Raw genomic sequence first — 23,328 nt, forward strand, 5'->3', positions numbered from 1 at the left:
ACTGCGCGATACCGTAAACAATGTTTGATAGCCGGTCTTTCATTCCCTGGTTTTATAATCCTCCGCGATCTGTAAAAGGGACAGGGGCAGTATTGTTTTACAGGTATATTTAAAAAATTAATTTTCGCCTTTTGGGTTATATGGATAATTATATTTTTCGAAATTCAGGGTGAGAAATTTTACGTGTAAAACTGCGGTGTTAGATACCAGTCTATCGCTCACTGCATCAGATTTTCTGGGCGATGAATAAATACAATATCAGCCATCAGTGTCAGGGGTAAACAATAAATACATAATATATTTATGAGTGAAACTAATAAGGCTAATCTATTTGCAGGTATACCCAACAGAAACAGGGCTTGCTAATTTAAAAAGTAATAACCTGATGATGCCGGAGATATTATGATTAAGTCTGTGAAAGCCGTTGGTGCTAAAGCTGAAAAAAGTCCGCTTAGAGAGTTTTCAATCAGGCGTCGTGGTTTACTCGCTGATGATGTAGAAATTGAAATCATGTATTGTGGTATCTGTCATTCTGATCTTCATCAGATTGATAATGATTTTGGTGCATCAGTTTTTCCGATGGTTCCCGGACATGAAATTGTAGGCCGGGTGATTTCTGTTGGTGCCAGCGTAACTCACTTTAAACCCGGAGATTATGCTGCTGTGGGTTGTATCGTGGATTCCTGCGGTAGTTGCCCTGCTTGTGAACGTGATCTGCAGCAGTTTTGTGAACACGGTACTGTTTTGTCCTTTAATACACCCGATAAATATCTGGGAGGGATGACATATGGTGGTTTTGCTCAGACTTATGTCTGTAAAGAAAGCTATACCCTGAAAATGCCCCATTTTGAGGATATGGCTGCAGCAGCACCACTGTTATGTGCTGGTATTACAGTATATTCGCCACTTAAGCACTGGCAGGCAGGTCCCGGAAAAGTCGTGGGTATACTGGGGATTGGCGGGCTGGGGCATGTGGCGATTCGTATCGCTAAAGCATTAGCTGCAGAAGTCGTTGTTTTAACAACCTCAGAGCAAAAGGTTGCTGATGCGAAACGGCTTGGTGCTGATGATGCCGTGCTTACGACTGATACTGAGCAGATGAAGCGATATGCGGGTAAAATTGATTTAATTATTGATACTGTTTCAGCAAGTCATGATGTTAACCAATATCTTAAACTACTCGCGATTGATGGTAGTGTGGTACTGGTAGGTTTACCCGCTGAACCTATAGAGATAGCAGCCTTTAATGTTGTCAAAGGACGCCGCAGCTTTGCAGGATCTAATATTGGCGGTATCCATGAAACACAGGAGATGCTGGATTTTTGTGCGAAGCATAATATCACTGCTGATATTGAACTGGTGAATGTGGCCCGGATTAATGACGCTTTTTCACGTCTTAAAAAAGGGGATGTGAAATATCGTTTTGTTGTGGATATGTCTACACTGAAATAAACGGAATATTCTGTCAGAGTGCCTGTCAGTCATTCTGTGTAACGGCTACCATATTAAAGGTGCTCATTCAGGTGAGCACCTGACCCGGCAATAAAATGACTTTTCGCCCACCGTCCGTTCCGGAGCGGTATATTCCCTTCCAGTGCCAGTTAATAAGCCTGCTATAGTTATGGATGAAGTACTGTCGGTGGTTTGTATTTTATCGGCAATATTGTATGAGTAAAACGATATCCTGCGGAGGAGATACGGTGTTTTCTGAAAATACATTGTTTATTAACACTATTTTACTTGGCGGGTCGACCGGACAGAAATTGCAGGCGGCGGCAGATGCTGGTTTTATGCAAGTCGAATTATGGCAACAGGATATCCGGAGAGCGGAGGGGGATGCCGATCAGGTAAAACAGAAACTGACAGAACTTAACCTGTCACTGACCGACTATCAGGTACTGCTGGATTTTGACGGGGCCGCGGAGTCGCAGCGTGATAATAAGCGCAGGGAGGCACTGGACATCCTGGATACTGCGGTACGTCTTGGTGCTGGTACTGTACTGGTGCCAGCGAATACCGATGCTGCATGTCAGCAGCAGCAGATCCTGCCGGATTTATGCTGGCTGGTGGCACAGGCAGAGCAACGGGGTCTGCGTATTGCGTATGAAGCAATGAGCTGGAGTACTTTTATTAATACGCTTCCCCGGGCAATGGCTATTTTACGGGAAATTGATTCACCAGCCCTGGGGCTGGTGATTGATGCATTCCATATTTTCGCGTTACAAAGAACATCTGCTGATCTGCAGGGTATCCCGATGGATAAAATATTTCTGGTCCAGCTATCCGATGCCGAAAATATACCGGAACGGCAACATCTGACCAGTATTGCCCGTCATGAACGATTGTTACCGGGTGAGGGTGTGTTCCCCCTGAAAACGCTGATCGACTATCTTTCCGCACAGGATTATCAGGGACCGATAGGATTAGAAGTCTTTAATGATCATCTGAAATCTCAGGATCCGCAGCAGGTTGCCAGAGCGGCTTTTCGTTCGTTAATCGCTGTTCTCGACAGTAACCATCCGGCCACATAAGCCGGACAGTTTTTTTATAGTTTTCTGTGCTGAGTTCAGCATCTCCGGCCGGAGTCTGGTTATAGCCAGCACAGGCTTGTTTTACCTGATTCCTGAGTGTGTGATTGTCAGCATTATATCTCTGTCCGTCAGCCCCCCGGTAATCCTGTACATCGTGTCGCCCTGGTCAGCAGAATTAAAAAAGTCGTTTTCTCTGAAGGCCGCCATTATGTCAGGGTAATCTGCGATGGCTGTTGTCTTATTCTGAGCGGGCAGGCGGGAAGTCTTGTGACTGACCCGCCCTGTGCCGGGCGGGTGATTGCTGAAGCAGTATCCTGATGTTGTAGCCGTGGCTGAATTGCGGTAACTATCTGCGGGAGCGACAGATTAATGCTCAGGGCCTTGTATCAGCGGTTTGGCAGGCAGTGGTAATATTTCAATACGCACCTGATACTTACCGGCGTCAGCCTGCGGCAGCTGCGCGACGAGATTTTTCAGCGTGTCGACCGGCGCTGATGTAGTTTCGGTGACTGCATATACGGGCATGGGCAGAGGTGGTCGCTCGCTGTGCATGCCCGGCGCAGGGAAGGGCCCATGGTCATCAGGCGGGGATGCCGTGGCTGCCGCAGACAATGCTGATACCAGTAACAGGGGGACAGAAAGGTAAATCGTCAGCTTTTTCATCATATTTCTCCTGAATGTAAGATCCGTTACAGCATCCGTGACACGGGTCTTTAGCTTCAATCCTTTTTGCGTATCCCTTACCTGTTTTTCGATATCCCGACAATTGTGACTGCCGTCTGATAAACATTCTGAAACGTTTTTTTTTATTTATTCGTTATATAAAAAACTACATAACGTTATATTTTTCTTCTTCCCCCGCGGACCGGCAACCTCCGGCCAGCCCGGAATCAATTAAAAAAAATAACAATCTTTCAATGGATAATGTCGATGGTTCAGGAATGTAAAGGGCGCAACAGCTTGTTATATTTATCTCTGCTGGCAAGTTTTTCATCTGTGGCAGTACCGGTGTCTCCGCAAACGCTGGTGGTACAGGCAAAATCAGCGAATACCGATGCCACTCAGCAGCAGGCAACTCTTGGTAACCCGGGAAACACCAGTATTAAAGATACCCCATGGTCGGTGCAGGCCTTGTCAGCGTCGATGATGAATGCGCAGCAGTTAAAAAGTGTATCTCAGTTATATCGTTATATGCCTTCGGTGCAGGGAGAGGGTGCCAGACCCCAGACCCGTGGTATGCAGGGCAGTGTGGTACAGAACAGCATGATTGACGGGTTAAATGTCGTCTCGACGACCGATTACTCAGCAGAACAGTTTGATCATATTGAAGTCCTTAACGGTCTGGCCGGGTCTTTATACGGTCCCGCAAACCCGGCAGGATTATTTAACTTTGTTTCAAAACGCGGAACCGACACGCCTTATCACTCATTAACCGCAGGCAGTGGCAGCGGCCTGACGCACAAACTGGCCGGAGATTTTAGTGGCCCGCTGAGCAGCTCTGACAGAGTTCGCTACCGGGCTAATCTTCTTGATGATGAAGGTAATGGTTATGTGAAAGGCAGCAAAATTCGTCGCCAGCTGTTCAGCCTGGCTCTGGATGCAAATCTGACGGATCATACTCTGCTGGAAAGTAATTTCAGTGACTACCATTATTACGATAAAGGATTAGCAGGTAAATTTGCGCTGGCAAAAGGTGTGTCATTTCCTTCGCCCCTGAATCCGCGTACGGCGCATCTTGGTCAGTCATATGCCGGGGATAACAACCATACCCTGACCGCTGGCATGCATCTGAAACATGATTTTGACGGTAACTGGCTGGGAGAAATTGGTGTGCTGCGTCAGATAGCCGATCGTGAGTCTACAGCGGTCACTAATACTCTGACAGATAATGCCGGGCATTATACCACCACCACGTCCAGTAATACGGCCAGCCGTTTTACAATTAACAGTTATCTGGCAAACCTGAGCGGCGAAATTGATACCGGCGTGCTGAGACATAAGGTTTCTGCCGGTATCCGTGGGTTCTCGTGGAAAAATTATAATCCGGTTAACGGCAGCACTCAGACACTGGGAAGCGCTTCCCTGTCTGATCCTCAGTCCTTCACCGAACCTGACTACCCGGATTTTACCAAACGCTATCACTCTGCCAGTACCACTCAGACAGCGTTATTACTTAGTGATACGCTGATTTTTTCGCCACAGTGGAGCACTGTTCTGGCAGGCAGTGAAAGCCAGCTGGCAACCTCTAATTATAATAAAAGTGGTCTCCGGACCAGTGACTCTTCTGACCATGGTTTCAGTGGTTCAGCCAGTGTGCTGTATAAACCCGTTGATCTCCTGACACTGTATCTGACTTATGCGGACAGTCTGCAACAGGGTGATACGGCCCCGGCCGGGGCATCCAATGCCGGAAATATTCTGGCGCCTTATCGAAGCAAGCAGGCCGAGGCTGGCAGTAAACTGGCTGTCGGAAGAATGTTACTTACGGCGGCGGTATTTCAGATTAAGCGGCCCTTTGCATATACCAATAGCAGCGGTGTTTATGCACTGGACGGCGAGCAGCGCAACCGTGGCCTTGAACTGATGGCGACAGGCGATGCGACGGACAATCTGCATATTTACGGTGGTATGAGCTGGCTGGATCCTCGCCTGAGAAATACTGCCAGTACCGCCACTGATAATAAGCAGGTTGTCGGACTGTCACGTTACACGGCCAGCTTATTCGCGTCTTATGATTTGCCGGCCCTGGCGGGCACAGAAGTACATGCGGGCCTGCGTTATATGGGAAGACGAAGTACCGATAATACCAATGCTACATGGACCGGCAGTTATACCACTGCTGATGCAGGTGTTTCGTGGAAAACCCGGTTATTTGCTCAGTCAACAACTTTCCGGCTGGATGTGACTAACCTGACCAACCGCCATTACTGGACGAATATTGTGCCCGGCGGGCTGAATGGTTATACGGGCGCGGGGTATGCCAGTGCACAGCCTGGTGAACCGCGGATGGCCGAAGTATCAATGCAGGTGGTATTTTGATAACGCTCAGAGCGCCGGGAAAACGCCTGGCTTTGGCAACCCTGTTGCTTAGTCTGTTGGCTGTCAGCCCTTACGGAGCCACACAGACGGTGACTGATGATACGGGCCGGCAGGTGACTGTTGCTGATCATGCGACACGTATTGCAGATGGCTGGTTTGCTCATCATTCATTACTGATGACCTTAGGTGCCGGAGGTCGTATTGTGGCAACCGTTAATCATCCACAGGATCGTCCGTGGATGTTTAAAATCCAGCCTTCACTGTTTCAGGCATTACAGACGCCGGGTCATGAGTTTTCCAGTGAGGCATTAGTATTACGCCATGCAGATGTGGTTTTTGTACCAAAGAATGATCCGGCGGCGGCGGGTTACCGTCAGGCGGGGATTCCGGTTTTAATGATGAATTTTGACGATTTTCCTTCCATGGAGCGTTCATTACTGACGACAGCACAGGTGGTGGGCACCAGACAAGCCCGTCAGCGTGCCGAAGCGTATAACCGGTATCTGGAGCAGCAAATTGCTGTTATCCGCAGTAAAACGGACCGGCTGACGCTGCAGCAACGTCCGACCGTATTACATATTCAGTCATTGCATCCGCTGAAGGTTGATGGCCGGAATACTCTGATTGATACCTGGATTACCCTGGCGGGAGGCCGGAATGTCGCCGGGAATATTGAGGGTAATATGAAACAGATTACGCCCGAACAGGTACTGGCATGGCAACCGGATTATATTATCCTTGATGCCGCCGCGGGTACCCTGCAACAGTCACCGTATCAGTCCCTGTTCAGCCAGCTACGGGCGGTTAAACAGCAGCATGTTGTCCGTAATCCGTCAGGTGTCTTTCCCTGGGATCGCTATGGTACCGAAACCGCGTTGCAGATCCAGTGGGCAGCGCAACTGCTGCATCCGGATTTGTTCCCCGGTATCAATATGGTAAGGCAAACGCGTGACTTTTATCAGCGCTTCTTTGACTATCCGCTGACTGCTGCTCAGGCTGAACGTATTCTGAATGCGCAGCCTCCGGAGTAAAGGGCGGTCCGCTCAGCCAGAATAATGGCTGAGCGGATCGCTTATCAGGCAGAGAAATCCCAGTGAGTGCGCTGCATATCAATCACAAAGCGATATTTGATTTGCCCCGCCAGCATGCGGCTGAAAGCTTCTTCTATCCCTTCGCCGCCAATCACTTCCACATCGGCAATAATGTTATGTTTTCCGCAAAAATCAAGCACTTGCTGGGTTTCGGCAATACTGCCAATCGATGTTCCGCTGACACTCAGCCGGCGGAAAACCATCGGCGTTACCTCCGGGCCCGGGTGAGGATTATCCGGAATGCCAACCAGTACCAGCCGGCCATTGGTCTTCAGGGTGCTCAGGTACGGGTCCAGTGAATGAGGAGCCGCGACACAATCCAGAATCAAATCCAACTGCTGTGCACAATCTGCCATCTGCTGCGCATCGCCTGAGATGACCACACGGCGGGCCCCCAGCCGCAGAGCATCTTCACCTTTCGCCGGAGATGTGGTGAATAATGTCACTTCCGCCCCCAGGGCACTGGCGAGTTTTACCGCCATATGGCCCAGTCCCCCCAGCCCGATAATCCCGACTTTCTGGCCGGGTTGCAGGTTGTAATGCATCAGTGGTGACCAGACCGTAACACCGGCACAGAGCAAGGGGGCTACCCCATGTAGTGGCAGATTATCCGGTACTGACACCACAAAATTCTGGTCAACGATAATTTGTTGTGCATAGCCACCCAGAGTGGTTTTCCCCGTATAACGATCGGTACCGTTATATGTCGGGGTAAATCCTTGTTCACAATACTGCTCTTCATGCTGCTGGCAGAACTGACAGTCACCACAGGAATCCACCATCACCCCGACACCGACAATATCGCCGGGCTGATAACGGCTGACGGCAGCCCCGGTTTCCCGGACACGACCGACAATTTCGTGGCCCGGCACCAGCGGATAGTGACTAACCCCCCATTCGTTACGCGCCATATGCAGATCCGAATGACAGACCCCGCAATAAAGAATATCGATACTGACATCGCCAGCCTGCAACGGACGAAGGGAGAACTGGCCGCTGGTCAGCGGAGTATCAGGGTGACGGGCAATAAGACCTTTAACTTGCATATAATACCTTTTTTTCGGGGCAGCAACCGGGAGCCCTTTGGCAGAGGAAATAAGCTGCACACTATAGATAAAGGGTTCTTTTAATGGTAGTAGTTACCATTTGGTGACCAGGCGCAGTGACGGAGTGAAGCGTATGCCTCAATGGGCAGGTGATAAAGTATTTTTCTATGCAGACTCAGGCCCGAGGCGGCTGATGGATCTGTTTTCTGTAAAATGGAGCAGTATGGTGTTACATGCCCTGTGGCACTGGCCACAGCCAGCGGCGAGGACCGGAGAGCTACAGCGCAGTCTGCAGGGGATTTCTAAAAAAATGTTATTTCAGACGTTGAAAGAGCTTGAAGTTCGCGGGTTGATTCACCGCCAGGTTTTTGAGGTGATACCTCCTAAAGTCGAGTATTCATTAACGCCGCTGGGCAGAACTCTGGCTGAGCCTATAGAACAGCTTTATCTGTGGGGTCTTGATAATCAGCAGGCGCTGGATGAAATGTCGGAAAACCTGCAACGTCACCATGACAATACTGCCGGCCAATAGCCGGTGAAGTTAAAAGGCTGCCTGACGGATGCAGGCAGCGAAATATAACAAGTGTTTCAGGCAGTAATACTGCCCGCGCTGACAGTCCGGCGGGCAGCTGTGAGACTACAGACCGGACTTATTGACGGGAAAGGCTGTATTTACCCGCACCCAGTAACATGATAAATATGCCACCGAAGAAATAGAGTGCTTCGGTTTCCAGCGCCCATGCGCCGACATCAGTGGTTTTGAAGAAGTTGCCACCGGCAACCAGTGCCACGGCGAAGACCAGGTTGATGGCATAAACCAGGCCGGCCAGCCGGGTCCAGACCCCCAGAATAATCAATACCGGTGCAATAACTTCCCCGATATAGGCACCGTAAGCCACAAAGCCAGGCAGGCCATGGGCAGACAGCATCGGTTTGATCCATTCAACACCGTTCATCAGTTTAAAGCTGCCGTGGAACAGCATCAGGAAACCAAACACCAGGCGTAACAATAATTTTGCGAAGTCAGGATGATCAACTACACGATCAAAACCAGCAATCAGCTTATTCATAAAAAAATCCCCTTTGAAAAAACGTAAAGTACGTGAAAAAGACGCAAAACATCACCGGTATTTTTTGAATAAAAACATCAAAAAATTAGAGCGATAGTTATAAAATTAGCACTTAGTATGAAAATTATCCTGTCATAATCGGGTAAGGACCATTGCGGGCCTGAAGGGGGGGGCCGGAGTAACGAAGGTGTGTGCTGGCAGCGTATCAGGGGCCCTCAGACCCCTGACGGGAGAGTCGCTTATTACTGACTGACGGTATCCAGTAACGTCAGTTGCTGCGGGGTCAGGGAAAGCTGAAGTGCTCTGGCAAAACTTTCAACCTGGGGGACGCTGGTTGCACTGGCAATCGGGGCGGTGACACCTTCACGGGCAATTAACCATGCCAGGGCAACTTCCGCAGAGGTCGCCTGCTGTGCTTCTGCAACTTCTGCCAATGCCCCGACAATTCTGAATCCGCGCGGATTAAGATATTTGCTGATGCCGGCTCCGCGTTTGCTTTGCTGTAAATCGCTCTCTTTACGGTATTTTCCGGTAAGAAACCCGGAAGCCAGACTGTAATAGGTGACTACGCCGATATTCTTTTTAATACAAAGGTCACGCAGCGGACCGTCAAAGCTGTTACGGTCATATAAGTTATATTCCGGCTGCAGCACCTGATAAGCAGGAAGCGCATGCTGTGCTGCCACGTTCAGGGCGTCTGTCAGCTGTGTTGCATCGAGATTTGAGGCACCGATAGCACGGATTTTACCTTCGGCCAGCAGTGTTTTATATGCTTCCAGCGTTTCTTCATAAGGTGTGGCGGGATCCGGCCAGTGGGAGAAATAAAGGTCAATATAATCTGTATTTAAGCGGCGCAGTGAGTCCTCAACAGCCCGGATAATCCATTTACGGGAGAGGCCTTTGTGGCCTTCAATACCTAAATCGGCACCAACCTTAGTGAATAATTTTATCTGTTCGCGACGCCCCGGGCGGGACTTCAGCCAGCGTCCGATTATGGTTTCAGATTCCCCGCCCTGGTTACCCTCTGCCCAGAGAGAGTAAACATCAGCAGTGTCAATACTGTCAAAACCGTGATCAACAAAAGCATCCAGTATTCTGAAACTGGCAGGCTCATCAATCGTCCAGCCAAAGACATTACCGCCAAACACCAGCGGGGTGATGGATAAATCTGTCTGACCAAGAAGCCGTTTAGTCATTTCTGATGCTCTCCTGAGAGTAAAATAAAGACAGGGAAGCCCTGTGCAGCCTGCCATCGGGTGAAACTGTGATACTCACAGCGGCAAAGGGCGTCTGTGTACAGCGGAATATACCTCAGCGGACTGTCAGGGTAGAATCATCCCTGCGCGGTGCCCGCGGGTTGTGCCGCGAATACAGATAATCTTTTTAAGCATAGCAAAAACCGTCGGACAGCCGGTGCAGCATTTGTGCCGGTAATTCACGGGGTCCCGTAACCTCACAGACAGGAAGCAAGTATGTTAATAGTCAAAACCGGGTTGTTGTTTATATTGACAGCCCTGGCCGAAATTGCCGGATGTTATCTGCCTTATCTGGTGCTGCGTGAACAGCGAAGTCACTGGCTGTTAGTGCCCGGGGCAGCAAGTCTGGTGATTTTTGCCTGGTTACTGACATTCCATCCGGCTGCGGCAGGGCGGACTTATGCCGCTTATGGTGGCGTGTATATTTGTGTGGCACTGGCGTGGCTGGCGCTGGTGGATGGTGTTGCACTGACGCGCTGGGATATTACCGGAGGTATAGTGGCACTGGCAGGTATGGTTATTATTGTCTGTCAGCCGTCCTGAAATAACCGGCCGGTGACCGGCTGTATGAGCGCGGGCCAGTTAACTCCCGGGGTTTTTTCTCTGAGAGCAGGATTTTTTTTGAAATTTATCTAAAATAATACTTATGTATTTGTCAGCGAAGGTTATTTAAGAAATGTCGCCTGTTATTAATCACAGCAGCGATGTTTTACTTTCCGGCGAAGATACAGTCAGCAGAGTGAGGATGCTGGTTATTCAGGGTATTTCTGGCAGGACGTTATACCCTGACTGCCCGGAAACTGGCGGAGTCAGGCCGGTTTACCGGTATTTAGCAATTTTTAACTGGCAGGTTAATGTAGTGTATACGATGAAATCTAAACAATGGGCCATCATGCTGGCCGGAGTACTGAGCGCCCCTGTCACTCAGGCTGCAGATATCGGACAGCAAATATCCCAAACCTGGGATACTTTCACCGGTAATGTGGCCGAAACATGGAACTCACCACAGACGGTGGATTTGTATGTGCCGGCAATTACCTGGCACAACCGCCTGGCCTATGACCGCGAGCATATCGACCGTTATAACGAAAGGCCGTGGGGGGCAGGGGGAGGGATCTCCCGTTACGATGAAAAAGGCAACTGGCAGGGCATTTATCTGATGGCATTTAAAGATTCCTTTAATAAATGGGAACCCATCGGTGGTTATGGCTGGGAAGCAACCTGGCGGCCGTTCAGTGATCAGCGTTTTCATGTGGGAGCAGGGTATACCGCCGGAGTCACTTTGCGTGATAACTGGAATTATCTGCCTATCCCTCTGGTCCTGCCACTGGCTTCCATCGGCTACGGTCCGGCAAATTTTCAGATGACCTATATCCCGGGAACCCATAACAACGGAAACGTTTACTTCGCATGGTTACGTATCCAGTTTTAAGCATAATCCTTGTGCAAAAAATGCCCTGTTGTGATGAAATTTAGATATTTATCACTTTTTCTTAAAATGGTGCTGGACAAATTGCACCGCAATTGATGTACTAGGTGCCGACACAGTTTAGTGTCCATTTTTCATGTAAAGGTAATAAGATGTCCAAGATTAAAGGTAACGTTAAGTGGTTTAATGAATCTAAAGGATTCGGTTTCATTACTCCTGAAGATGGCAGCAAAGATGTATTCGTACACTTCTCTGCTATCGTGAGCAATGGCTTCAAAACTCTGGCTGAAGGTCAGCGTGTAGAGTTTGAAATTACTGACGGTGCTAAAGGCCCATCTGCTGCTAACGTTATCAGCCTGTAATTTTCAGTCAGAATCTCTAAAACCCGCCTTATGGCGGGTTTTTTATTGCCTGTTATTTTTTTGTTAACCAATATCCGTATTTTTTTTCACCTGCTGAAAGTGCCTGCTGCCCGTTATCGCCGGCCAGCTCCGGGATGGCGTATTTCCGGCTGATTAGTGCTATTCGTAGTCTGTTACAGAATTGTTTTGTGTTATACTCGGCTTTGCGTATTAATGTAGATGTAACGATCTTCGCTGAGGTTTAAAGGTATATTATGGAAGGTATCAGTATTGCAAAACTGCTGATCATTGGTGCTCTTATCGTATTGCTTTTTGGCACCAATAAATTACGCTCATTAGGCGGTGACCTGGGTAGCGCAATTAAGGGCTTTAAAAAAGCCATGAAAGATGATGATTCAGCCGCGGCTAAACCAGCTGCAACTAAGAGTGAAGCGGAAGAGATTCCTGCTGAACGTGTTACTCATAAAGAGTAATGATGTGCCCCTGCAATAAATATACGTATTTATTGTCAGTAAAAACCAGATAGTCAGACTGTCTGGTTTTTTGTTTTTTGGTGAAAGCCAGCCGCAGGGCAGGAGATAAACCCGGCCTGAAAGAGACAGTCCTGCAGACCGTCTCTGACGATTTCCGGTTATTTAACTTCGATACCTTTGGCCTGCATATCGGCATGATACGAGGAACGTACGAACGGGCCACAGGCCGCATGGGTGAATCCCATTGCCATCGCTTCCTGTTTCATTTCATCAAACTCCGCCGGGCTGACATAGCGCTGAACCGGCAGGTGATGGCGGCTTGGCTGCAAATACTGTCCCAGGGTCAGCATGGTGACACCGTGACGGCGTAAATCGCGCATCACCTCGATAATTTCAGCGTTAGTTTCACCCAGACCCACCATCAGCCCCGACTTGGTCGGAATATCAGGGTGCGATTGCTTAAATTTTTCCAGCAGGGTCAGGGACCATTGGTAATCCGCTCCCGGTCTTACCTGGCGGTAGATTCGTGGTACGTTCTCCAGGTTATGGTTGAAAACATCCGGCGGCGTGCGGGTCAGAATATCCAGTGCACGATCCATACGACCTCGGAAATCCGGTACCAGTGTTTCTATTTTGATCGCCGGACTTTTTTCACGGATAGCCGTGATACAGTCAGCAAAGTGTTGTGCTCCGCCATCACGCAGATCATCCCGGTCAACGGAGGTGATAACGACGTAGCGTAGTCCCATATCAGCAATGGCCTGTGCCAGCTTGCCCGGTTCTGCGGCGTCCGGGGCCAGCGGACGCCCGTGGGCGACATCACAAAACGGGCAGCGGCGGGTACAGATAGCACCGAGGATCATAAAGGTTGCCGTGCCGTGATTAAAACATTCGGCCAGGTTCGGGCAGGAGGCTTCTTCACAGACAGAATGCAGGCCATTTTTGCGCATAGCGGCTTTAATTCCCTGAATCCGGCTGGAGTCTGCAGGAAGCTTGATTCTCATCCATTCAGGTTTACGCAGCAACTCCTGGCGTTCACTGACGACTGTTTTTACCGGGATCAATGCCATTTTATCGGCATCACGATATTTGACACCGCGTTCTATCTGGACAGGTTTACTCATTTCTGCGGGTTCCGTTTGCTGATTGTCTACAGGCAGCCTGTATTCAACTAATTTTGTAACAATGAAAAAAGTATATCATTTTGCCTGCTGACGGGCAGCTTTCCGGTTCTGTAAAAGTTACATATTTGTAAATTAAAAATCAGTCAGGCAGTGTCTGCTGGTGTTGATAACTAATATCTGTGTACGGAAGTTGTTCCGTAAAATGTTTAATCAGTCGCTGAGGGGTTTCCGGCATCAGGCGGCTGTCTGTCAGGTCTGCCAGCCTGGTCATTTCCATCCCCGGATACCCGCAGGGGTTGATCCGCAGAAAAGGAGAGAGGTCCATATCCACGTTTAAAGCCAGCCCGTGGAATGAACAGCCTTTACGGATCCGTAGTCCCAGAGAACAGATTTTTTTAGCATCGACATAGACGCCCGGTGCATCATCGCGGGCCCTGCCTGAGACAGAGAAGTCGGCCAGGGTCGCGATCACTGTTTGCTCAATTGCCGTGACCAGCTGACGTACACCCAGCTTACGACGGCGGATATCAACCAGTACATAGAGGATCTGTTGCCCGGGACCATGGAAAGTCACTTGTCCTCCGCGGTCACTTTGCATGACCGGAATATCGCCGGGGTCGAGCAGGTGTTCGGGTTTACCGGCCTGGCCCTGAGTAAATACCGCAGGGTGTTGTACCAGCCAGAGTTCGTCGGCAGTATCGGCAGTACGCTGATCAGTAAACTGATGCATCGCCTGAGAAACCGTATGCCAGTCACGTAATCCTAACTGACGGATAATAAGAGATTGATCAGACAAGGGGAGTATCCGGTAGCCGCTGAAAAACGCAGTATAGCGCCGGGCGGGCAGGCTGAATACCTGCCGGTACCCGGCAGCCAGAGTTACAGCACCATACGAACAATTTCGATGTTGCCCAGCTCTTCATAAAGAGCCTCAACCTGTTCGATATGGGTGGCATTAATGGTAATAGAAACTGAGTGATAATTGCCTTTGCTGCTCGGTTTTACATCGGGTGAGTAATCTCCCGGTGCATGGCGTTGTACCACTTCAATCACCTGATCAACCAGCCCGGGCTGTGCCAGACCCATCACTTTATAGGTAAACGGGGTTGGAAATTCGAGCAATTCATTCAGTTTGGTTTTCATAGTGACTCCGTAAAAAAGATGCCCCCGAAGATTCAGGGGCAGAGTAATGCTTTACTATGTGGGGATGATTAAGAATATTTCAACCCTGACAGCTATCCCATCCAGTGATGAAATTTCAGTTTAATATAATCGATAATCCGGCTAAAGAAACCACCTTCTTTAACATCATTCAGCACCACCAGTGGCTGCCGGGCAATGATTTTTCCGTCCAGCTGGAAGTTGATAGTCCCAATCTGCTGGTTTTTCTGCAGCGGTGCATGCAGTTCGGTATTGCTCAGAATATAACTGGCTTTCAAATCTTTTGCCCTGCCGCGGGGAACCGTCAGATACACGTCTTTATCCACCCCCAGCTGCACATTGTCCGTGTCACCAAACCATACGGGCTCAGAGGCAAAGTCTTTACCGGCTTTCAGAGGAGAAACGGTTTCAAAAAAGCGGAAGCCCCAGGTCAGTAATTTCTTACTTTCCGTTTCGCGGCCTTTATAAGTATGCCCACCGAGCACTGCAGAAATCAGCCGCATTTTTCCTTCGGTCGCAGAGGCTACCAGATTATAACCGGCGGCATTAGTATGGCCGGTTTTAATGCCATCAACGTTCAGGCTGGTATCCCACAACAGACCGTTACGGTTAGTCTGGCGAATATTATTAAAGGTGAACTCTTTTTCTTTGTAGATTGCGTATTCGTCAGGCACGTCGCGGATTAAGGCCTGACCGATCAGGGCCATATCCCGTGCTGAACTATACTGGCCATCAGCATCCAGCCCATGGACGGTTTTGAAGTGAGTGTTTTTTAATCCCAGAGCGCTGACATAGTTATTCATCAGACCGACAAAGGCGTCCTGACTACCGGCGACATAATCGGCCATTGCAACGCAGGCATCATTCCCGGATTGCAGTACAATCCCCCGTGTCAGTTTAGACACCGGGACCCGATCTCCGGGTTTAAGAAACATTAATGAAGACCCTTTGAATACCGGATTGCCGGTTGCCCAGGCATCCTGGCCGACAGTCACCATATCATCCTGATGGATTTTACCGGCTTTGAGCGCCTGACCAATCACATAACTGGTCATCATTTTGGTGAGGCTTGCCGGGTCGCGGCGGTTATCTGCATTTTTTTCTGCCAGTACTGTGCCTGAATTATAATCAATCAGGATGTAGGCTTCGGCATCAATATCAGGGACGCCGGGGATCATGGTTTGCAGATTGACATCATCAGCCATTGCAGAATGACTGATAATCAATGCAACCAGAGAGGCAGAACTGAATTTGGTCAGGAAGTGCAAAGGGGAATTTCTCTTCATCTTTAGAGTAACTTCATCCATGGGACAGGTATTATTTGTCACAAACTATAACAGGATGCCCTTGTAACAGGCATCCTGCTTTACTTAAGTTTATGCTTTAGCGCAAAACAGAAGGGAAAATTACGGTGCAGTAGTAATAAATGAGTTTATTTTTTCACCTGATAATCGCTGCTGTAACGCGGCGGCTTCCTTGCGATCGGCATAACCTCCCAGTTGTACACGGTAGGTGTTCCCGTTAACGACTTCAGTATGTGCGTTAACGCCAAAACGCTGGCTCAGCTTCTGCTCTAACTGTCTGGCACGCTGTGCATCATTGAGTGCCGCGACCTGGACGACAAAGCCGTGACTTTTACTCGCGGAGGACGCCGGTGTTTTTGCGGCCGGGGCTGCAATAGCTGCTGCTGCCGGCGCGGGTGGGGTTGCCGCCGGGGTTACAGGCTCCAGTACGCCGCTGGCTAACGGCTGTGGCGCACCAAGAAAACCGTTACTGTGTAGCGGGGCACCCATACTGTTACTACTTTGCAAGCTGCTATTGGCTATCGGCATAACATGAGAGGTACCAGTAACTGACGGGGCCGTGGCTGGTAAAGCGGTACTGTTACTGCTTTGTATAGCCGGTGTCGGGGCCATATCAGTGCTGTCCAGGTTTGGTCTGGCCGGTAAGTCATAACTTTGTATAGCCACTCTGGTCCCGTTGGTTCCCGGTCCGGATAAGGTACCATCGGGAGCGACAGTAATAGCATCTACACGAACCTGTGTATTATTGGAAATATTCAGTCGCCCTGCGGATGCAGAAGACAAATCGATGATTCTTCCTGCAACAAAAGGACCGCGGTCATTAATCCGTACCACCAGCTGACGACCATCCGCCAGATTGGTGACACGTGCATAGCTCGGAATGGGCAGGTAAGGGGACGCTGCGGTATAGGCATTCGGGTCGAATTTCTCACCGGAAGCCGTGGTATTGCCTGCAGACTCCTGACCATAAGAACTTGCCAATCCGATCTGGCTGAAGTTTGACGTATCCGTGACGACACGGTAGCTGACACCGTTGACTGTATAATTCTGATTCGCTGAAGCGATCAGCGGCTCATATTTAGGCGGGATACCGGGAATTTCCACCACCGGCCCGGTCCAGGCGGGCTGAGCAGGGGCGGTATATTGCTGTTGCTGGTCGACGGAACATCCCGCCAATACTAACGATGTCAGTCCAATACAGATCAGCCATTCCTTACGCATGTATCGCCTCTTAAACGCTTTTTGATAACATTTTTCGATGAGTATGGATCGACATCACAATGCCGAATCCAGCCATTAATACGATCAGTGCTGAGCCACCATAACTGATCAACGGTAGCGGAACTCCTACCACCGGTAAAATACCGCTTACCATACCAATATTAACAAATACATAGACAAATAATATCAGCATAATACCGCCGGCCAGCACACGGCCAAAGGTTGTCTGGGCTTTGGCCGCAATTACCAGTCCGCGCATAATTAATAGCAGATACAGCGCCAGTAACGCCAGTACGCCAACCAGACCCAGTTCTTCTGCCAGTACCGCAAAGATAAAGTCAGTATGGCGTTCCGGCAAAAACTCCAGCTGTGACTGGGTACCATGCAGCCAGCCTTTACCTTCAAATCCGCCGGATCCGATAGCAATTTTAGACTGAATAATATGATAACCGGCACCGAGGGGATCACTTTCCGGGTTAAGCAACATCATTACACGGTCACGCTGGTATCCATGCATCAGGAAAAACCACAGGATCGGAATAAAAGCGGCCACCAGCACCACGGCAATACCGATAAGTTTCCAGCTCATACCGGATAAGAACAGGACAAACAGTCCTGAAGCAGCAATCAGGATAGCGGTCCCCAGGTCAGGCTGTGCGGCCACCAGCAGGGTAGGCAGGAAGATTAATATTAATGCAATAGCGGTATTTTTCAGGGTCGGCGGGCAGACATCACGGTTAATAAACCGCGCGACCATTAACGGTACTGCTATTTTCGCAATTTCAGAGGGCTGAAAACGCACAAAGCCGAGATCCAGCCAGCGCTGGGCACCTTTACTGATATGACCGAAAGCATCCACGGCCACCAGCAGTACAATACTGAGTATATACAGATAGGGTGCCCAGCTTTCATAAACCCGTGGCGGTACCTGGGCCAGTACCAGCATCAGGGTGACACCCATCGCAATCTGGCCCAGCTTACGTTCCATCATGCCCGGATCCTGACCGCTGGCACTCCAGATAACAAATCCGCTATAGGTGAGCAGGGCAAAAATTATCAGTACAAACAGAGGGTCAATATGGATGCGGGTCCATATTGACCGTTTCTGAGGACTACGACTCAGGGACATATTTACTCACCTTCATAACCAGGAGGAAGCGGTGCGGCCTGAGGGAGCTCAGTATTGTTGTCTCCCAGCATAATGTGATCAAGGATCTGCCGCATAATGGTGCCGACTGCGGCACCTGCACCGCCATTTTCTAAAATCATTGTGACTGCAACCCGCGGATTATCATACGGAGCAAACGCGGTCATCAGCTTATGGTCCCGCAGACGTTCGGTTATCCGGTGCGCGTTATAAGTTTCATTCTCTTTCAGGCCAAACACCTGGGCGGTTCCGGATTTGGCGGCAACTTTATAAGGCGTACCTTCAAAGCTTTTACGGGCCGTACCATTTGGCCGGTTTGCCACACCGTACATGCCGTCTTTGGCGATTTCCCAGTATCCGGAATTGACTTCTCCGATAGTGGTGGCCGCGGGTGGCTGGTAGGACACAATATCCGCGCCCTGGCTTTCGGCCAGCAGAAAATGAGGTACCTTAACCACACCGTCATTAATCAGGGTCATCAGGGCTTTATTCATTTGCAACGGTGTGGCTGTCCAGTATCCCTGGCCAATACCGACCGGAATGGTATCGCCCTGATACCAGGGCTTTTTAAACCGCCGCAGTTTCCACTCTCGTGTCGGCATATTACCGGCACTTTCCTGAGGCAGGTCAACACCGGTACGCGAGCCATAGCCGAACTTCTGCATCCATTCGGCTAACCGGTCGATCCCCATATCATAAGCGACCTGATAGAAAAAAGTATCTGCAGATTCTTCAAGAGATTTCGTGACGTTAAGCCGCCCGTGCCCCCATTTCTTCCAGTCACGGTAGCGTTTCTCTGTGCCGGGCAATTGCCACCAGCCCGGATCGACTAATGAAGTGTTACGATTAATCACACCTGCACTTAATGCTGAAACAGCAACATACGGTTTTACCGTCGACGCGGGCGGGTAAGCGGCCTGAATGGCCCGGTTATATAATGGCCGATCGGGGTCGGTCAGCAAACCTTTATAATCCGTTGACGAGATGCCGTTAACAAACAGATTCGCATCGTAGCCCGGCGTTGAGACCATTGCCAGAATATCTCCGTTACGCGGGTCAGTGACTACCACCGCGGCCCGGCTGCCCTGCAGCAGGCTCTCAATATATTGTTGCAGTTTCAGGTCGATGGTCAGGTAAATATCACGTCCGGCACGCGGCGCCTCCTGGTGCAACTGCCGAATAACTCTGCCGCGGTTATTCACTTCGACTTCCTGGTAGCCGGCTTTACCATGCAGAGTATCTTCGTAATAGCTTTCTATACCGAGCTTGCCGATATCATGGGTCGCCGCGTAGTTGCCGGTTTTTCCTTCCTGCTCAAGTCTTGCCACGTCACGGTCATTAATTTTCGAAACATAGCCGACAATGTGCGTCAGGGTTGCACCGTAAGGATAATAACGGCGCTGATAACCTTTAACTTCAACCCCCGGATAACGGTACTGATTTACCGAAAAACGGGCGATCTGCAATTCATTTAAATTACTTTTCAGCGGAACAGAAGTGAACCGGCGTGATCGTTTACGTTCTTTTTCGAAGGCGTCCAGATCTTCCTGGCTCAGATCCAGTATTGACTGCAATTCCTGCAGGGTTGTTGACAGACTGGCAACTTTTTCCGGCACCAGCTCGGCCTGATAAATCGTACGGTTAATTGCCAGCGGGATTTTATTACGATCATAAATAATCCCGCGGCTCGGTGCGACTGGCACCAGTTTAATCCGGTTCTGGTTTGAACGGGTGCTGTAGTCGTCGAAGTGAAGGATCTGCAGATGCCAGAGATTAAACACCAGAATGCTGCTCAGCAGCAGAATGCCGAAAAAAGCGACTAACGCTCGTCTGGCGAACAGTTTTTGCTCGGCTGTATAATCTCTGAACGCACTACTGGTTAAGTTCATCCGCGGCCTGTCAGTCCGGAAGTTGCCTTATCTGCTATTCGCGATGATAAGGGTGGTTAGTGGTAATACTCCATGCCCGGTAAAGGCTTTCGGCAACCAGCACACGAACCAGCGGGTGGGGGAGCGTCAGAGCAGATAATGACCAGCTTTGTTCAGCCGCAGCTTTACAGGCGGGGGCCAGCCCTTCAGGTCCGCCGATTAACAGGCTGACATCACGGCCATCCAGCTTCCAGCGTTCAAGCTGTTGTGCCAGCTGAGGTGTTTCCCAGGGCTTACCCGGAATATCCAGAGTGACGATGCGGTTACCTTTGCCGACAGCTGCCAGCATTGCTTCGCCTTCCTTTTCCAGAATACGTTTGATATCGGCATTTTTTCCCCGTTTACCGGCAGGGACTTCGATCAACTCAAACGGCATATCTTTCGGAAAACGGCGCAGGTAGTCCATAAACCCCGTCTGCACCCAGTCGGGCATTTTGGTGCCGACTGCGACAAGTTGCAGTTTCACGTGTCAGCCCCAGAGTTTTTCCAGCTCATACAGCTGACGGCTTTCTTCCTGCATTATATGAACGATAACTTCGCCGAGATCTACTACTACCCATTCACCGTCGTCTTTACCGTCGGTACCCAGCGGGCTGACGCCTGCGGCGCGTGATTCCTGTGCCAGGTGGTCTGCAATTGAGACGACATGACGGTTAGATGTACCGGTACAAATGACCATACAGTCAGTGATACTGGATTTACCACGGACATCGATAGCGATAATATTTTGTGCTTTGAGGTCATCGACTTTATCGATAACGAAAGATTGGAGTGTCTGGCCTTGCAAAAGGTTCCCCTCGTGATGTGCTGGAAATAACAGAGTGACCGTCATAATATCCCGGCCGGTCGAATTTGAAGCGGCGGAGTATATCACGCCCTAATCAATCGCGATATAAGCCAGCCTGCCGGATGTAGTTAATCACTGACAGAGGCAGCAGGTCGCTGCATGACTGGCCGGTATGCAGGCGCTGACGGATAACCGTGGCCGACACCGGGTAATACGGTGTATCAGCCAGACAGATAAGCCCGGCAGGATACTGTTGCAGCCGCCGCGGGTCATCGGTCAGATGTTTACTGATCCAGTGTTGCAGCTCTGCAGACTCCGGCTGCCGACAGTAGCCGGGGCGACGGCAGACCAGCAGATGACAAAGGGACATCAGTTCCTGCCAGCGGTGCCATTTATTCAGGCTGAGGAGAGAGTCCTGACCAATAATAAACGCCAGGGGTTGCTGGCTGCCGCGTTCGGCACGGATAGTCTGCAGGGTTGTCACTGTCCAGGAAGGGGTGTCGCGGTGTAATTCCCGATCATCGATATCGAATAAGGGCAGATCGGCAATAGCACAACGCAGCATCGCCAGACGCTGTGCCGGACTGGCGACCGGCTGAGGACGATGAGGCGGCAGATTATTCGGTAACAGGGTAACTTTATGCAACCCGGTCAGACGTGCCAGAGCTTCAGCAGAACGCAGGTGACCGAAATGAACCGGATCAAATGTGCCGCCAAAGACCGCATGTAACTCAGACATCGCTCACCACCACCGGTGACTTCCCGAAGGTCAGTTGCAGTGTAAGAGAGGCCAGCGGTGACCATACATCGCTGCCGTAATCCTGTTTTATGGTCAGTTCAATCGATGCCAGCTGCTTTATTGCCAGGTGCACAGCCTGGTTATCCAGTCGTTCCAGTGCCGCGGTAAATAATGGCCTGCGGTTTTGCCAGACACGCAGTTTGTCCATTAACTGACGGACGTTGTGCGACCCCTGTTGACGTTGCAGTTGCAGCAGGGTCATCAGTTCCCGCTGCAGGGTACGCACTAAAATAACCGGTTCGGCAGCCTCTTGTTGCAGCTGCTGCAGAATATGCAATGCCCGTTTACTTTTACCGGCCAGAATCGCATCTGCCCAGTGGTAGGGTGAAAAATGTGCAGCGTCGTTGACCGCTTGTTCTACTCTCGGTAACGTCAGCTGGCCTTCCGGCCACAATAAAGATAAGCGTTCCAGTGCCTGAGATAAGGCCAGCAGGTTACCTTCATAGCAGTAACAGAGTAAGCCGATAGCCTGCTGGTCAATGGCAATACCCAGGCTCTTACAGCGCTGACTTACCCAGCGGGGTAATTGTGCCTGTTCCGGAGTGGTGCAGGGTACCATCACAGCATTCAGGGATAACCCTTTAAACCAGCCGCTGTTTTCCTGGGCTTTAGTCAGTTTGTGCAGATGCACAATCAGTAACAGATCACTGTGTAACAGTTCCGCAAGACGGATCAGCCGCGGGGTTATCTGGGCTGAGGGACCGTTTTCCGGCATCAGCAATGTCAGGGTCTGACGCCGGGTGAACAGGCTGAGGGATTGACAGACGGTAAACAGGGCATCCCAGTCGGTGTGGTTATCAATGGTAAAAGTTAAATGCTCGAGGAATTGTTGCTGGCGGGCGGCAGCAATAATGGCATCATGACTTTCCTGGCGTAACAGCGGGTCGTTACCACTCAGGAAATAACTGCCGCGCAACCCTTCAGCGAGTTGCGCGGCCAGTTGTTCAGGGTAAAGCCTGACCATCAGCGGGATGTCGTCACGCCTGCAGTGTCACTTTGCTGGCCCGAATGCGAGGTAATCGTCTCCGGGGCCGGTAAAGTGTCTGCGGTGTTTAACTGTGCGGCATGTACTGCCAGTAACTGACGAACCAGTTGCTGGGAAGCCCGTACCCGCATTTCCTGATAAATAATATCCTGCTCAGCATCTTTGGCCAGCGGTACGCCAGGGTTATCAAAGAATGTACGGTATACCGTAGTACTGAGCGGATAAATACCTTTACCCGGCAGCAGAACCTGCGCAGTGACAGTCATATACAGCTGATATTCGGCTGCAGTGCCGTCGAGGAATACGGACGCCGTATTACGACCGGAGCTTTCGGCTTCCAGGCGTAATGACGGAGTGGTATTACGGCGGTCTGCACTGTCATCCACCAGCGTAATATCATTAAGCCGTAATTGCTGACGTACGGTCCTGGCCAGCGGCCCGTATGGGTCATTGCTGGTTAATATCATGGTTTGCATTTCCTTCGGGATCCGGGTCGTTCCGCTGGTATGAAAACCACAACCTGCGGTGGCCAGTACGGCCACCGCAATCATCAGTGCTGAGAAAAGTTTGCGCAC

Annotated in this window: 25 protein-coding genes; 9 read left to right on the plus strand and 16 right to left on the minus strand. The window is 50.2% G+C overall.

All coding sequences use genetic code 11. The annotated features are described in order from the left end of the window. The first annotated feature begins 414 nt into the window (after positions 1-414). Entirely contained in the window at positions 415-1,452 is a 1,038-nt protein-coding gene (locus JK216_RS05620) for an NAD(P)-dependent alcohol dehydrogenase (protein ID WP_349290157.1), read from the plus strand. 215 nt (positions 1,453-1,667) lie between these two features. Beyond that, positions 1,668-2,531, plus strand: a complete 864-nt coding sequence (locus JK216_RS05625; protein ID WP_249212907.1) for a sugar phosphate isomerase/epimerase family protein — start codon at positions 1,668-1,670, stop codon at positions 2,529-2,531. Positions 2,532-2,897: 366 nt separating this feature from the next. Here the strand turns inward: JK216_RS05625 and JK216_RS05630 are convergent, their stop codons facing one another. Beyond that, the gene (locus JK216_RS05630; RefSeq protein WP_212708431.1) at positions 2,898-3,197 is read right to left on the minus strand and encodes a hypothetical protein; all 300 of its coding nucleotides are present in this window, start codon (positions 3,195-3,197) and stop codon (positions 2,898-2,900) included. A 264-nt stretch (positions 3,198-3,461) separates the two neighbouring features. Between JK216_RS05630 and JK216_RS05635 the strand changes: the two genes are divergently transcribed. Both JK216_RS05635 and JK216_RS05640 read left to right on the plus strand, forming a co-directional pair. Then, the gene (locus JK216_RS05635) at positions 3,462-5,570 is read left to right on the plus strand and encodes a TonB-dependent siderophore receptor (protein ID WP_212708430.1); all 2,109 of its coding nucleotides are present in this window, start codon (positions 3,462-3,464) and stop codon (positions 5,568-5,570) included. A 26-nt stretch (positions 5,571-5,596) separates the two neighbouring features. Then, positions 5,597-6,601 (plus strand): ABC transporter substrate-binding protein, encoded by a 1,005-nt coding sequence (locus tag JK216_RS05640; RefSeq protein WP_212708444.1) that lies wholly within the window; start codon positions 5,597-5,599, stop codon positions 6,599-6,601. A gap of 44 nt (positions 6,602-6,645) precedes the next feature. Here the strand turns inward: JK216_RS05640 and JK216_RS05645 are convergent, their stop codons facing one another. Beyond that, positions 6,646-7,707: an NAD(P)-dependent alcohol dehydrogenase gene (locus tag JK216_RS05645; RefSeq protein WP_212711093.1), complete on the minus strand. Its 1,062-nt coding sequence runs from the start codon at positions 7,705-7,707 to the stop codon at positions 6,646-6,648. A gap of 133 nt (positions 7,708-7,840) precedes the next feature. Between JK216_RS05645 and JK216_RS05650 the strand changes: the two genes are divergently transcribed. Then, positions 7,841-8,239, plus strand: a complete 399-nt coding sequence (locus JK216_RS05650; protein WP_212711094.1) for a helix-turn-helix domain-containing protein — start codon at positions 7,841-7,843, stop codon at positions 8,237-8,239. A 118-nt stretch (positions 8,240-8,357) separates the two neighbouring features. Here the strand turns inward: JK216_RS05650 and JK216_RS05655 are convergent, their stop codons facing one another. Together JK216_RS05655 and JK216_RS05660 are read right to left on the minus strand one after the other, a co-directional pair. Then, entirely contained in the window at positions 8,358-8,777 is a 420-nt protein-coding gene (locus tag JK216_RS05655) for a DoxX family protein (protein WP_212708427.1), read from the minus strand. Between the two features lie 242 nt (positions 8,778-9,019). After that, positions 9,020-9,973 (minus strand): aldo/keto reductase, encoded by a 954-nt coding sequence (locus JK216_RS05660; RefSeq protein ID WP_212708426.1) that lies wholly within the window; start codon positions 9,971-9,973, stop codon positions 9,020-9,022. A gap of 282 nt (positions 9,974-10,255) precedes the next feature. On the opposite strand from JK216_RS05660, the gene JK216_RS05665 reads away from it, so the two are divergent. The 4 genes from JK216_RS05665 (at position 10,256) to tatE (ending at position 12,297) form a co-directional block, all read left to right on the plus strand. Beyond that, complete coding sequence (locus JK216_RS05665; RefSeq protein ID WP_349290158.1) at positions 10,256-10,576, plus strand: YnfA family protein; 321 nt, start codon at positions 10,256-10,258, stop codon at positions 10,574-10,576. Positions 10,577-10,925: 349 nt separating this feature from the next. Then, positions 10,926-11,465 carry a lipid IV(A) palmitoyltransferase PagP gene (pagP, locus tag JK216_RS05670; protein WP_249212920.1) on the plus strand — a complete coding sequence of 180 codons (540 nt, stop codon included), beginning with the start codon at positions 10,926-10,928 and terminating at the stop codon, positions 11,463-11,465. 149 nt (positions 11,466-11,614) lie between these two features. Then, positions 11,615-11,824 carry a transcription antiterminator/RNA stability regulator CspE gene (gene cspE, locus JK216_RS05675; protein WP_038019505.1) on the plus strand — a complete coding sequence of 70 codons (210 nt, stop codon included), beginning with the start codon at positions 11,615-11,617 and terminating at the stop codon, positions 11,822-11,824. Positions 11,825-12,078: 254 nt separating this feature from the next. Then, positions 12,079-12,297 (plus strand): twin-arginine translocase subunit TatE, encoded by a 219-nt coding sequence (tatE, locus tag JK216_RS05680; protein ID WP_212708424.1) that lies wholly within the window; start codon positions 12,079-12,081, stop codon positions 12,295-12,297. A gap of 158 nt (positions 12,298-12,455) precedes the next feature. Here tatE and lipA read toward each other — a convergent pair whose 3' ends face one another. From lipA to lptE, 12 genes are all read right to left on the minus strand, one after another. After that, positions 12,456-13,421: a lipoyl synthase gene (lipA, locus tag JK216_RS05685; protein ID WP_212708423.1), complete on the minus strand. Its 966-nt coding sequence runs from the start codon at positions 13,419-13,421 to the stop codon at positions 12,456-12,458. Positions 13,422-13,560: 139 nt separating this feature from the next. Beyond that, positions 13,561-14,217, minus strand: coding sequence for a lipoyl(octanoyl) transferase LipB (lipB, locus tag JK216_RS05690; protein ID WP_212711096.1), 657 nt, complete (start codon positions 14,215-14,217; stop codon positions 13,561-13,563). Between the two features lie 83 nt (positions 14,218-14,300). After that, complete coding sequence (gene ybeD, locus JK216_RS05695; RefSeq protein ID WP_212708421.1) at positions 14,301-14,564, minus strand: DUF493 family protein YbeD; 264 nt, start codon at positions 14,562-14,564, stop codon at positions 14,301-14,303. Positions 14,565-14,656: 92 nt separating this feature from the next. Continuing rightward, positions 14,657-15,868, minus strand: a complete 1,212-nt coding sequence (gene dacA, locus JK216_RS05700) for a D-alanyl-D-alanine carboxypeptidase DacA (protein WP_212708420.1) — start codon at positions 15,866-15,868, stop codon at positions 14,657-14,659. A 120-nt stretch (positions 15,869-15,988) separates the two neighbouring features. Beyond that, positions 15,989-17,107, minus strand: a complete 1,119-nt coding sequence (gene rlpA / locus JK216_RS05705; protein ID WP_212711097.1) for an endolytic peptidoglycan transglycosylase RlpA — start codon at positions 17,105-17,107, stop codon at positions 15,989-15,991. Between the two features lie 10 nt (positions 17,108-17,117). Beyond that, positions 17,118-18,230, minus strand: a complete 1,113-nt coding sequence (gene mrdB / locus JK216_RS05710) for a peptidoglycan glycosyltransferase MrdB (protein ID WP_212708442.1) — start codon at positions 18,228-18,230, stop codon at positions 17,118-17,120. An 8-nt stretch (positions 18,231-18,238) separates the two neighbouring features. Continuing rightward, complete coding sequence (mrdA, locus tag JK216_RS05715) at positions 18,239-20,143, minus strand: peptidoglycan DD-transpeptidase MrdA (protein WP_212709889.1); 1,905 nt, start codon at positions 20,141-20,143, stop codon at positions 18,239-18,241. Positions 20,144-20,177: 34 nt separating this feature from the next. After that, positions 20,178-20,648 carry a 23S rRNA (pseudouridine(1915)-N(3))-methyltransferase RlmH gene (gene rlmH / locus JK216_RS05720; protein WP_212708417.1) on the minus strand — a complete coding sequence of 157 codons (471 nt, stop codon included), beginning with the start codon at positions 20,646-20,648 and terminating at the stop codon, positions 20,178-20,180. 3 nt (positions 20,649-20,651) lie between these two features. Further along, positions 20,652-20,969 (minus strand): ribosome silencing factor, encoded by a 318-nt coding sequence (gene rsfS, locus JK216_RS05725; protein WP_212708416.1) that lies wholly within the window; start codon positions 20,967-20,969, stop codon positions 20,652-20,654. A 94-nt stretch (positions 20,970-21,063) separates the two neighbouring features. Next, a complete protein-coding gene (gene nadD / locus JK216_RS05730) occupies positions 21,064-21,708 on the minus strand; it encodes a nicotinate-nucleotide adenylyltransferase (protein WP_212709890.1) in 645 nt (214 codons plus the stop codon). Continuing rightward, positions 21,701-22,732, minus strand: coding sequence for a DNA polymerase III subunit delta (gene holA, locus JK216_RS05735; RefSeq protein ID WP_212708414.1), 1,032 nt, complete (start codon positions 22,730-22,732; stop codon positions 21,701-21,703). The genes nadD and holA overlap by 8 nt, the downstream gene beginning before the upstream one ends. Continuing rightward, on the minus strand, positions 22,732-23,328 hold the full coding sequence (gene lptE, locus JK216_RS05740) for an LPS assembly lipoprotein LptE (RefSeq protein WP_343877586.1): 597 nt from the start codon (positions 23,326-23,328) through the stop codon (positions 22,732-22,734). Before lptE ends, holA begins: the two co-directional genes overlap by 1 nt.

It is taken from the genome of Tatumella sp. JGM94, assembly GCF_018257595.1.
Classification (GTDB): Bacteria; Pseudomonadota; Gammaproteobacteria; order Enterobacterales; family Enterobacteriaceae; genus Tatumella; species Tatumella punctata.

Bases quoted from the DNA above. Each gene is read 5' to 3' on its own strand.
- JK216_RS05625 (WP_249212907.1), top strand. From the start codon at position 1,668: ATGAGTAAAACGATATCCTGCGGAGGAGATACGGTGTTTTCTGAAAAT.
- JK216_RS05630 (WP_212708431.1), bottom strand. From the start codon at position 3,197: ATGATGAAAAAGCTGACGATTTACCTTTCTGTCCCCCTGTTACTGGTA.
- JK216_RS05635 (WP_212708430.1), top strand. From the start codon at position 3,462: ATGGTTCAGGAATGTAAAGGGCGCAACAGCTTGTTATATTTATCTCTG.
- JK216_RS05645 (WP_212711093.1), bottom strand. From the start codon at position 7,707: ATGCAAGTTAAAGGTCTTATTGCCCGTCACCCTGATACTCCGCTGACC.
- JK216_RS05650 (WP_212711094.1), top strand. From the start codon at position 7,841: ATGCCTCAATGGGCAGGTGATAAAGTATTTTTCTATGCAGACTCAGGC.
- JK216_RS05655 (WP_212708427.1), bottom strand. From the start codon at position 8,777: ATGAATAAGCTGATTGCTGGTTTTGATCGTGTAGTTGATCATCCTGAC.
- JK216_RS05660 (WP_212708426.1), bottom strand. From the start codon at position 9,973: ATGACTAAACGGCTTCTTGGTCAGACAGATTTATCCATCACCCCGCTG.
- pagP (WP_249212920.1), top strand. From the start codon at position 10,926: ATGCTGGCCGGAGTACTGAGCGCCCCTGTCACTCAGGCTGCAGATATC.
- cspE (WP_038019505.1), top strand. From the start codon at position 11,615: ATGTCCAAGATTAAAGGTAACGTTAAGTGGTTTAATGAATCTAAAGGA.
- tatE (WP_212708424.1), top strand. From the start codon at position 12,079: ATGGAAGGTATCAGTATTGCAAAACTGCTGATCATTGGTGCTCTTATC.
- lipA (WP_212708423.1), bottom strand. From the start codon at position 13,421: ATGAGTAAACCTGTCCAGATAGAACGCGGTGTCAAATATCGTGATGCC.
- ybeD (WP_212708421.1), bottom strand. From the start codon at position 14,564: ATGAAAACCAAACTGAATGAATTGCTCGAATTTCCAACCCCGTTTACC.
- dacA (WP_212708420.1), bottom strand. From the start codon at position 15,868: ATGAAGAGAAATTCCCCTTTGCACTTCCTGACCAAATTCAGTTCTGCC.
- rlpA (WP_212711097.1), bottom strand. From the start codon at position 17,107: ATGCGTAAGGAATGGCTGATCTGTATTGGACTGACATCGTTAGTATTG.
- mrdA (WP_212709889.1), bottom strand. From the start codon at position 20,143: ATGAACTTAACCAGTAGTGCGTTCAGAGATTATACAGCCGAGCAAAAA.
- nadD (WP_212709890.1), bottom strand. From the start codon at position 21,708: ATGTCTGAGTTACATGCGGTCTTTGGCGGCACATTTGATCCGGTTCAT.
- holA (WP_212708414.1), bottom strand. From the start codon at position 22,732: ATGGTCAGGCTTTACCCTGAACAACTGGCCGCGCAACTCGCTGAAGGG.